Source organism: Brevundimonas sp. (assembly GCF_016463485.1).
Lineage (GTDB): Bacteria > Pseudomonadota > Alphaproteobacteria > Caulobacterales > Caulobacteraceae > Brevundimonas.
Genome location: NZ_JAEMRD010000029.1, coordinates 18657 through 28610 on the forward strand (window position 1 = coordinate 18657; position 9954 = coordinate 28610).

Sequence of the window (9954 nt, forward strand, 5' to 3'; positions counted from 1 at the left end):
CGGCGGGACATTTAAAGGCCCTCGCTCTCGGCCTAGCCCTGTCCCTGCTGCCGAACAGTGACGGCGAGGTCTGGCAGGACGCGCGGTCTTAGGCCTGCATGGCCACGGCCAGTCAGGAAGACTGGCAGTGCGAGTTCAGCGCCTACGGGGAACCTGTTTGACGGGTCTTTGGCCGTGGTGGGTGGACGTCAGCCTGGGCGGGCTGGGCCTTGCCTGGGCGATCTCGATTTTCGGCAAACCGGCGGCGTCGCGGAGCGATCTGATCAATCGCTGGGGCCTGCTGATTTTAAGTGTTCTGCTGGTTGCGGTCGGGATCGTGCGGGGTTGGGGGTGTGAAGGCCCATCTGTCACCAAGCGGACTCTCGTTGGGTCTGCCATACGGGAAAGCGAGCCTAACTGATCTACAGATACCAGTCGTGCCCGCGAGCCGACGCCGCGCCGTCAAGGAAGGCCATGATGTCGCTGTCGGACGCGATAGGGAAGCCGGACCCTCTGATGTCGTCCAAGACCGGCAGAACTTCCGAGTCCGCGTTCTTGATCGTTGGCTCCGGCTCACCCGCGCCTGCACCCCAACGGATGTCCGAGGCCACCAGCGTCGTCCCCGCCAGACCGATCACCATGTCGTTAGTCCCGTTGCCGCCCAAGTCCACGAAGAGATACGACCCGCCGCTGATGTAGGCGATGCCGAAGGTGTCGAACGCACCTGTCCTCACCTGCCGCAGGTCCAACTTGTCCGTGCCCGACACGAAGCCGAAGATTCCGTCACTGGCGGCCTCCGTTGAGTCCGACGCCGAGACATAGACAAAAGTATCCGCCCCCGCGTCGCCGAACATCGCGTCCGCCCCACCACCGCCGGTGATCGTGTCGTTGCCCGCTCCGCCTGCGATCGGATCGGCCAGGCTGGTCCCGATCAGGGTGTCGGCGACGCCCGACCCGACCATGTAGATGCCGAACCCGCCCGAATAGATGAAGTCGGACGCATTGACTTCCCGCCCCGCCGCCGTGGTGAGGAACGACCCGCCCGCCGTCTCGGCAAAGACGAAGCTGGAGCCATTGTCGGAACGAATGATCGAGATCGAGGTCGGAGCCAAGGCCGACAGGTCGATCCGGTCCTCCCCCGTCGTGAAGTCGGCCAGGTTGTCGAACCCCGTCGCCTGGCGAGACTCCGACGCAGCGGAATAGCGAAAGACATCGCGTCCGGCCCCACCCGTCAGGGCATCCGCGCCGCCGCCGCCCGAGAGGACATCATCCCCGTCCTGACCGAACAGATTGTCCGCCAAGGCTCCGCCGATCAGGGTGTCGGCGATGGACGAACCGATCATGACCACCGCCACCGCCTGGCCCGAGGCCGTGACGTCCGTACCCTGGACGTCACGGTTGCTTCCCACGATGGTCTGGACGCCCGAGCCCGATGGCCCGAACATGAGGGTGCCCGTACCGGTGCGGGCGATCCCGATGCCGGCCGCAGGAGATGCGCCCAGCAAGTCGATGCGGTCGATGCCCGCCTCGAAATCGAGAATCGAATCGATGCCCGTCGCCTCGGTCGAATCTCCGCTCGCAAACACAAAGGTGTCGGTGCCCCCTCCGCCCGCGACCTGGTCGAATCCGCCGCCCGGCCGAATGACATCGGCCCCGTCGCCGCCGGTCAGGAAGTCGCGATAGGCGGAGCCGATGATGCTTTCGACACCCGTTAGGGTGTCCGAACCCGCCGCCCCGCTCGCCAGCCCCGTAGCTAGATCAACTGTGACAGTACCGGAAGCCTGGCTGTAGTCAGCGACGTCGAAACCGGATCCTCCGATCAATGTGTCATTGCCCAACTCGCCTCGAAGCACATCGTTTCCATCGCCGCCGTCGAGCGTGTCATTGCCCACCCCACCCGTCAGGCGGTCGTCACCACCTAATCCAAACAAGCGCCCCGTCTGCAGACCGGGAGACAGAGTGTCGGCACCAGCCGTACCGAACAGCGTTCCGTCTGCGGCGACAGCAAAATCGTAGATGACGCTCGTATCAACCTGCCTGCCCGTGTTGTTCAGATATGTGCTGTTCGAGATCGATCTAGCGTCTACTCCCACTAAACGAGCGAAGATGCGGTCGAAATTGTCGCTAGCGACAAATACGGTGTCGGCACCTTGCTGGGCGATAATGACACGGGTGGACTGGGAAAAACTGAGGGAGCGAGTGCTGCTGGAAAGGTCCAGCTTATCGATACCGACCTGAAAGTCCGTAATGGTCGCAATTCCCACGGGGTTGGAAATGATAAACGTATCGGAGCCAGTACCGCCGCTAAGGATCACGGTCCGATCCGTGCCCTCAGGCGAAGCGTAACCAGTAAGGTTGCTGGGATTGCCCAAATAGCCGACGCCCACCCCTATCGTATCGTCACCAGCGCCACCGTTAATGATCGCGTGTCCGACGGCAATGAGGGTGTCGTTTCCAGAGCCGCCATTGAGCGTCGGCGGCGTGCCGTCGTAGGCGTAGTAAGTTCCACCCCTTCCCAAAACCGTGAAATCGCCCGGGAACCCCACAGTGATCCAGTCACTGCCGTCATCACCGTTGAAGACACCGCCGTTCGAAACACCAACGACCTCTATCCGATCGTTTCCGCCCCCGCCTGACACGTAATCATTGGCGTTCCGAAAGCGATAGGGGCCCGGGCCATACTGTGAGACCACCTCCGTACCCGGATTGATATAGTCATCACCGGAACTGCCGATGAGAGTGTCGCCGAAATCGCGTGAGCCGATCAGCCGGTTTATGTTGATCAAAAGGTCGGTGCTGTAGCCAGTGTTCTGATAATCGTTGAGGCCGAGCTGGACGCTGACGCCAGTGGTCGAGTCCATGTAGGAGACTGTGTTTATTCCCGAGCCGCCGTCCAGCCGGTTGCGGCCTGCGCCGCCGCTGAGAACGTCATCGCCGCCCAGACCGAAAATGACGTCGTCGCCGCCAGCACCGCTGATCGTATCAGCCGTCTCGGAGCCCACGATCGAGTCGTTGCCCGCGGTCCCAGTGAATGTCGGCATAAGTATGCTCCTGTCGCCTTTCCACCCAAACACCTTTGGCGCGTAAACAGGAGTCAAATGTTCACTTCTGACAACACGCGCCTCCAACACAAAACTTCTAGGGTTGACGGTCCCGTGAAAGGCATCACGCCGGAACGGGGACCCTAGAGACCCCACCCAACGCCGTGCGTCGCCGCACCTAACCCTGCCGAGTAGTCTCCCCGCATGGAGGCTCCCAACATGCAACGCTCGACCCACAACCCTGCCGGTACCCGCTAATGGCGACCGGACAGAACCTGCAGCCCGGACGCGGCAATGACACTTCGAACCTGCCGCCTCAGGTCAACACCCGCACGCTTGAGCCCGAGATGTGGGAAGCGGCGGGGCGTGTCTTCGACCGCTTCGCCGAGGCCGCCAAGCCGAACCTGATCCGTCGCGCTCAGGCGCGCGGTGCAATCGAGGGCGCGGAGATCGCGGCCGGCGAGCGCGAATACAAAGCCCCCTTGTTCCAGTTCGGCGATGTCGCCGCGGCCCGGCAGGCTGCGGTCGAGAGCGCCTATGATGCGCGGACCCGCGAGGACATCGACGCCCGCCTGACCACGCTGCGTCAAGAATACCGCTTCGACCCGGAAGGCTATGAGGCTGCGTCGCGCGAGGCCGTGTCCGGCTTCATCCAGGGCGCGCCGTCCGACTTCGCTGTGCAGGTCGAAACCTATGCGCAGGGCAAAGCGTCGGACGGCCTGCGGGCTGTGTCCGAGGCGCGGACCGTGCGCGACGAACAGGAGGTGGTGCAGGCGCTGGGCGTGCGGGCCGTGACGCTGCAGGAGCGCCTGATCGCGTTCGGCGCAGAAGGCAGGATGGGCGAGGCGGAATACGCCGAGACCATGGCCGAGTATCAGGCCCTGCAGGACCAGCGCGCGGGTAACCCCGCCGTGCTGTATTCCGAGGACCAGCGCCTCGCCGACGACGACAAGCTCGACTCAGCGATCCTGACGGCGAACATCGGCCGCCTGTCGGTCAACGAATACACGGACAACGGCGGCGGGATGGCGGGCTATGCCGCCGCGACCCGCTTCTTGCGCACCGAGGTTCTGGAGGGCGAGGCCTTCAAGGACCAGACGCCCGAGGCTCGCCAGCGGATTTATCGCGACGCGACAACCCAGCTGAATCAATACAGCGCCGTCGAGCGCGAGGAGCGGAAGGTTCAGCAGGAGGAGGAGCGCCAGGCCAACGCTGCCCGGCGCGAGACCGTGGGCGACTTCGCCTGGGCATCCTGATGGGCGAAGTGACCGAGGCGCAGATCAATGCCCGCACCGACCTGCAGGACGGCGACAAGGCCGCGCTGACGACCAGTATCCGGGCGCAGGCGCGACGCGTTCAGGCGGACGTGGCTCGAGATGCGGCCCTGGAGCGGGCGAACGCTTCATCGACATGGTCCGCCATTCGCGATGAAGCCAACGCCGGGACGCTGACGAACAGCGACATTGCCGACTACCTCAACGCTGGCACTATCACGGCAGGGCAAGCCGCTACTGCAAGACGGATGCGAGACCGCGGCCTCGCGCCCGTGATCCAGAATGTGCTCGCCCCTGTCCGGGATGACCGCCGGGCCCGTCAGTCATCGCAACGCGGGAACGCCGTGCCATTGGCCACCGCAGAGTTTCATGCGGCCAACTGGGCGGCAGCAAATCCGAACGCGACGCTGGAACAGCAACTCGCATTCGGGAAGGTGGTGGCTGACACGGTCTATGGCGCGAGCGGAGCCGGACGGCCGGCGGGTGATGCAGCGGCTGCGCGAGCTCGGTCGTCGCAAGTCGCCCGAGCCAATGCCGCCATCGCTGCACGGCGCGCATCAGGCCGGCCCTACAGCACCGCAGAGGCCAACAGGCTGAGGAACGAAGCAATCCACGGGCCCGTGCACTAAGCTTCGCAAGTGTGCCGCTCCTGCTAAGGCTGCTCGTCCTCAGCTTGGGACTCCCCCGGTTCGCAAGGGAACACGTCTCGAAGTGCAAACAGGGCCACAAGCCCGATGGGGTCGCTGTCTGACACCGCCTCGGCCTCTTCCAAATACCGCTCGATGATGTCGATCATCTGAGTGCTGTGCAGCGCCATCCGCTCAGGCTGGCAATACAGGGCCGGTTGAGGGCGAGTCACCAGTTCAGCATTAGCCCAACCGAAAGCATGGACCATCCCGACAAGGTAGGCGGACAGAGCTCGGCGATTTTCGCCTACGCTCTCGCGATAACCCCGCACGGTCGGTTCGGCAGTTGTCGCCGTGCCTACACTGGTCGCGATCGCTAAGACTACGGCCGACCAAGCCCACCTATTCACAGCCCCACCCTCCCGCTCACGTTCGCCACGAACGCCGTTGCATGACGACGGTATCCCAGAAGGACACGCACGTCGCGGTGGCGTGTTTGGCGCATGACATCTTCGGCCGTGAGACCGGCAGCGAAGGCGGACGTGACGAGGCCGGATCGGAGCGAATGGCCGGACACGCGCGCTGTTGCTGCTGCGGCTTCCTTTGCGTCCGCGCCTGCCACCGTGGCCGCGGTTCGCACGCAGGTCTTGAGTGTCCGTGCGACGCTACCGCCTGTCAGCCGCCCCCCGCGCCTCCCGTGCCTGTCAATGGACCGAAACACAGGGCCCTCGCCATCTGAGATCGCGCGCCATGCCTCCAGGGCTGCGACGGGGCATGTCGCGGCGATTGAACCGCGACAGATGGCGACTTCCTCCCGTTCGCCCATCTGGTTGGTCTTCGATCTACGCAGGTGGATACGGAGTCCTTCAGGGACAGGTTCGACCCAACCAGAACCATCACCTCCGACGGACCAGTCTAGGCCGACCAGTTCAGACCGCCTCAAGGCGCTGGCGAAACCCAGCAGCATCAACGCCCGGTCACGCAAGCCCTTAGCCGACGAGGAGCATGTGACGGCCAGGCTACGCAGTTCTGCGACCTCGATTGGCCGGGCCTGCCGTGCTGGCGCTCCCACTTCCCGACGGATGCCGAGCAACACAGATGCCAAGGGCTCATCGCGCGCTGAAAAGGGTGGTTCGCCCGACATACGCAGGCGGTAATTGATGGCTGCGAGCCTGCGCCGGATTGTCGAGACCTTCGCCCCCGTCCGTGCCAACTGGTCCAGATAGATGCTGACCCCGGCTAGGGTAGGAGCTTCCGGCAGTCCGAGGCGTGAGCACGCTGCGATGTAGTCCCGCCAGTCCGCGTCGTAAGCCCGGCGGGTGCTATCAGCCCGTGAGCGACGCGCACGATCGGCGGCTTGGCTGGCGATTGTAGCGGGTGAAAGTGCGCCAGTGGCGACTTGCGGCGTGATGACCATGTGATGACCAGCGACACGTCAGGGCCATTAATGGGTTACCACCGATCAAGCTAATGCGTTGATTTAGCTTGAAAGAAAATGGCGCACCCGAGAGGATTCGAACCTCTGACCCCTGCCTTCGGAGGGCAGTACTCTATCCAGCTGAGCTACGGGTGCATCGCGGCGCGGACGCCGGAGGCAGGGCCTTACAGCAGGCGGGGCTCCGCCTCAATCCCTTTGACGGCGAGTGGGTGGATGCGAACGCTTGGCGGTCGGTGCCGGGACCGCTAGCGTCCGCGGTGTCTGAGTGGAGAGCGTCGATGCGCCGGATCGCCCTGTGTCTGTTGCTGAGCGTCGGGGCGTGCGCGCCGGGGATGGAGGCGGGACCGCGTCCGACATCGACGGCCGTGACGGCCGAGGCTCTGGCCACCGACAGTCTGACGCTGATCGCCGAGGACTACGTCAAGCTGATCCTGGCGATCGGCGAGGTCGAGCCCGGCTATGTCGATGCCTATTACGGCCCGGCGGAATGGGCGGCGGTGGCCAAGGCTGCGCCGCGCAACGCCGCCCTGCTGTCGGCCGACGCCGCCGATCTGGCCGATCGGCTGAATGACCTGCCGCGCACCGGGGGTTCGACGCCGCTGACGCCCGACGAGCGCCAGCGCGTCGCCTATCTGAAGGCCCATGTCTCGGCGGCGCAGGCGCGGTTGCGGATGTTGCAGGGCGAGAAGCTGGGCTTCGCCGATCAGGCCGAGGCCCTGTTCGGGGTGCGGCCCGAGCTGAAGCCGCTGTCGGACTATGATCCGATCCTTCAGCGGATCGAGGCGCTGGTGCCCGGCGAGGGGCCGCTGATCGACCGGGTCACGGCGTTTCGGGCGGCGTTCGTCATCCCAAAGGACCGGCTGGATGCGGTAATGCGCGCGGCCATCGCCGAGTGCCGGGCGCGGACGGTTCGCCACATCACCCTGCCCGCCAACGAGAGCTTCACCCTGGCCCTCGTCACCGACAAGCCCTGGTCGGGCTACAACTATTTCCAGGGCGGGGCGGCCTCGAAGATCGAGATCAACACCGACTTTCCGATCTATACCGAGCGCGCGATCGACCTGGGGTGCCACGAGGGATACCCCGGTCACCACGTCTACAACGCCCTGCTGGAACAGACCTTCGTGCGCGAGAAAGGGTGGGTGGAGATGAGCGTCTATCCTCTGTTCTCGCCGATGTCGTTCGTGGCCGAGGGCAGCGCCAACTACGGCATCGACCTAGCGTTTCCGGGTGATGAGGGCACGGCGTTCGAGCGCGATGTGCTGATGCCGCTGGCCGGTCTGGCCCCCGCCGATGTCGCCAGGAAGAATGCGCTGCTGGGCCTGATCCGGCAGCTGGGGCGGTCGGAATACACCATCGCCGACGACTATCTGGCCGGGCGGATCACACGGGAGCAGGCGGCGGCCCTGCTGTCGAAATACACCCTGACGGCCCCGGACAAGGCGGCGCAGCGGGTGCGGTTCATCGATAGATACGGCAGCTATGTGATCAACTATGGCCTGGGGCGCGACACGGTCCAGGCCTGGGTCGAGCGGCAGGGGCCGGATCACTGGCGCAGCATGGAGACCCTGCTGGCCAGCCAGATCCTGCCGGTCGATATTCTGGAATAGGCGTCAGACGATCCGGAGGCCGACCCCGTCCGGCGTGCCCGGGCGGTCCACCGCGACGTCCAGGGTTTCCTGGCCGAAGGAGACGCCGGTGACGGCGCGGCCGACCATGGCCTGGATCTCGTCCATCGGACGGGCGGTGCGGACATCGACGTACCAGCCCCAGCGGTTGACCTCGGCCCAGTGGGCGCGGGCGAGCCAGGCGGCGGTGATGCCGGTACCGCCGACCGGTCCGAAGGCCGCCTTGAGCCGTTCCAGCAGGATGGTGGGTTCGATGTCGGGGGCGCCCAGTTGCACTGTACCGGTCGGTCGGCCTCCGGCCTGAAGCCCCTGCCCGGCGGCCTTGTCGGCGGCGGCCAGCAGGGCGGCGATGTCGTCCTTCTGGAACAGCAGGATGCGGGGCGAGCCGGGATTGAGGATGATCGGCCCCTCGCGGAACAGGGCCAGGACCTGATGGCCGTTCATGGCGATGAAGACGGTATCCTCGCCCCAGGCCGATTTCAGCCGTTCGGGATCGGTGAAGACGCCCGCCGCGACCCGGCCGTCGTCCAGGGTCACGCCCTTGACGTCGATCGCCTGGTCCGTGCGCATCGTGCGCATGCCGGTCGCGCCGGGCTCGATCCCCTTCAGCATCTCGCCGTCAGGGGCCAGGAAGAGGTCGACGGTCGGCAGCAGGGCCTCGAACGCACGCCAGTGGGTCGGGTCGGCCATGGCGGCCTCGATGACCTGTTCCAGGCCGTTGCGGGGCGCATCGATGGGGGTGTTCAGCGGGGCGGTGATCAGATCGGACATCCCTGACCCATCGTCCGCCCCGCTGCTGACGTCAACTAGCTCAGGACGACGATCGCCACGCGCCGGTTCTGGGCCCGGCCTTCGGGGGTGTCGTTCGGGGCCACGGGCGACTCCTCGCCATAGGAGATGGTGGCCATCCGGTTCAGGGCGACGCCCTGGCGGCTCAGCGAGCGTCGCACCGCCTCGGCCCGCGATTGACCCAGTTGCTGGTTGTAGCCTTCGGGGCCGGAAGCGTCAGTATAGCCCTGGATTTCCAGATAGACGTTGCGGTTCTCGGACTTCAGGCGCTGGGCCAGTTCGGTCAGACGCTGTTCGGCCTCGGGCGACAGGGCGTCGACGTCGGTCGGGAATTTCACCGAGTCGTCGGACAGGACCACTTCATAGAGGAACTTGCCCTCGGCCAGCTTCTGGGCGGCCGTGGCGCGTTGCAGGGCCTCGCCGGCCGTGCCCTCGACGCGGGCGACGTTCTGGTCGGTCTGGTCGACGCGGGCGTCGACGACGGCGAGGTTCTCACGCACGAATTTGTGGCTGGCGCAGCCGGAGGCCGCGAGGCCGAGCGCGAGGACGGAGCCCATGACGGCGGCGGTCTTGATGGTCGAAATCTTCAACTTCGGTCTCCCTGGGAGGTGGGGGGTCAGGCCGGATGGCGACATAACCGGATGAAACTAAAGTAGGGCGGACGGCCAAATGAGGACGCGCAAACGGCCAAAACACGTCAGCTTAACCGTAGGAGAAGCGGGGCCGTTAGCTTGGCCGGAGAGAGGCCACAGGGCGGCGGGCGTGGTCACGATCCTGACGCGGGGCCATGGTCGGTAAGGGGCCGTCCCGACCCCCGGCCGCGCGCTTTCAACACCGGCCGACCCGTTCAAGCCTCTCTGACCAAACAGGATTTTACAGACGTGACCGGACCCGAGCCCAGGCCTGTGCGCAGGGCAGAGACGCGCTCGCGGCGGCGTCCGGGACTGGCCGTGGCGATCAGTCTGGGGGCGCATCTGGCCCTGCTTCCGCTGCTGTTTCTGGCCCCCGCCGACCCGCCTGCTTTTTCGTCGATCGATGACGATTTCGACGCCGTGATCCTGAATCTGGAGCCTGCGCCGCGTCCGATCCCGCCGCCGGAGCCCGAGCTCGCACCGGAACCGACCCCCGATCCGACGCCGGAAGCAGCCTCGGCAGCGGCCGCCCCTGCCCCTCCGGCAC

Annotated in this window: 9 protein-coding genes and 1 tRNA gene; 4 read left to right on the forward strand and 6 right to left on the reverse strand. The window is 65.6% G+C overall.

What is annotated here, in order from left to right; translation table 11 throughout:
* Positions 1 to 401: 401 nt before the first annotated feature.
* Complete coding sequence (locus JHC99_RS06650; protein ID WP_292152688.1) at positions 402 to 3020, reverse strand: calcium-binding protein; 2619 nt, start codon at positions 3018 to 3020, stop codon at positions 402 to 404.
* Between the two features lie 257 nt (positions 3021 to 3277).
* Here JHC99_RS06650 and JHC99_RS06655 point away from each other — a divergent pair, with 257 nt between their 5' ends.
* Together JHC99_RS06655 and JHC99_RS06660 are read left to right on the forward strand one after the other, a co-directional pair.
* Entirely contained in the window at positions 3278 to 4276 is a 999-nt protein-coding gene (locus JHC99_RS06655) for a hypothetical protein (protein ID WP_292152689.1), read from the forward strand.
* Positions 4276 to 4923, forward strand: a complete 648-nt coding sequence (locus JHC99_RS06660) for a hypothetical protein (protein WP_292152690.1) — start codon at positions 4276 to 4278, stop codon at positions 4921 to 4923. The genes JHC99_RS06655 and JHC99_RS06660 overlap by 1 nt, the downstream gene beginning before the upstream one ends.
* A 23-nt stretch (positions 4924 to 4946) precedes the next feature.
* Here JHC99_RS06660 and JHC99_RS06665 read toward each other — a convergent pair whose 3' ends face one another.
* The 3 genes from JHC99_RS06665 to JHC99_RS06670 form a co-directional block, all read right to left on the reverse strand.
* A complete protein-coding gene (locus JHC99_RS06665) occupies positions 4947 to 5090 on the reverse strand; it encodes a hypothetical protein (protein WP_292152691.1) in 144 nt (47 codons plus the stop codon).
* A gap of 236 nt (positions 5091 to 5326) precedes the next feature.
* The gene (locus tag JHC99_RS18785) at positions 5327 to 6337 is read right to left on the reverse strand and encodes a tyrosine-type recombinase/integrase (RefSeq protein WP_366927730.1); all 1011 of its coding nucleotides are present in this window, start codon (positions 6335 to 6337) and stop codon (positions 5327 to 5329) included.
* Between the two features lie 79 nt (positions 6338 to 6416).
* Positions 6417 to 6493 (reverse strand) — tRNA-Arg (locus JHC99_RS06670).
* Positions 6494 to 6636: 143 nt separating this feature from the next.
* Between JHC99_RS06670 and JHC99_RS06675 the strand changes: the two genes are divergently transcribed.
* Complete coding sequence (locus JHC99_RS06675) at positions 6637 to 7968, forward strand: hypothetical protein (protein ID WP_292152692.1); 1332 nt, start codon at positions 6637 to 6639, stop codon at positions 7966 to 7968.
* 3 nt (positions 7969 to 7971) lie between these two features.
* Here the strand turns inward: JHC99_RS06675 and JHC99_RS06680 are convergent, their stop codons facing one another.
* Both JHC99_RS06680 and JHC99_RS06685 read right to left on the reverse strand, forming a co-directional pair.
* Entirely contained in the window at positions 7972 to 8757 is a 786-nt protein-coding gene (locus JHC99_RS06680) for an SseB family protein (protein ID WP_292152693.1), read from the reverse strand.
* A 35-nt stretch (positions 8758 to 8792) separates the two neighbouring features.
* A complete protein-coding gene (locus tag JHC99_RS06685; protein WP_292152694.1) occupies positions 8793 to 9365 on the reverse strand; it encodes an OmpA family protein in 573 nt (190 codons plus the stop codon).
* 291 nt (positions 9366 to 9656) lie between these two features.
* On the opposite strand from JHC99_RS06685, the gene JHC99_RS06690 reads away from it, so the two are divergent.
* On the forward strand, positions 9657 to 9954 hold a 298-nt coding region (locus tag JHC99_RS06690), incomplete at its 3' end, for a hypothetical protein (protein WP_292152695.1).

Excerpts from the sequence above, each read along its gene's own strand:
- JHC99_RS06665 (WP_292152691.1), bottom strand. The coding sequence starts at position 5,090 with ATGATCGACATCATCGAGCGGTATTTGGAAGAGGCCGAGGCGGTGTCA.
- JHC99_RS06675 (WP_292152692.1), top strand. The coding sequence starts at position 6,637 with ATGCGCCGGATCGCCCTGTGTCTGTTGCTGAGCGTCGGGGCGTGCGCG.
- JHC99_RS06660 (WP_292152690.1), top strand. The coding sequence starts at position 4,276 with ATGGGCGAAGTGACCGAGGCGCAGATCAATGCCCGCACCGACCTGCAG.
- JHC99_RS06655 (WP_292152689.1), top strand. The coding sequence starts at position 3,278 with ATGGCGACCGGACAGAACCTGCAGCCCGGACGCGGCAATGACACTTCG.
- JHC99_RS18785 (WP_366927730.1), bottom strand. The coding sequence starts at position 6,337 with ATGGTCATCACGCCGCAAGTCGCCACTGGCGCACTTTCACCCGCTACA.
- JHC99_RS06680 (WP_292152693.1), bottom strand. The coding sequence starts at position 8,757 with ATGTCCGATCTGATCACCGCCCCGCTGAACACCCCCATCGATGCGCCC.
- JHC99_RS06650 (WP_292152688.1), bottom strand. The coding sequence starts at position 3,020 with ATGCCGACATTCACTGGGACCGCGGGCAACGACTCGATCGTGGGCTCC.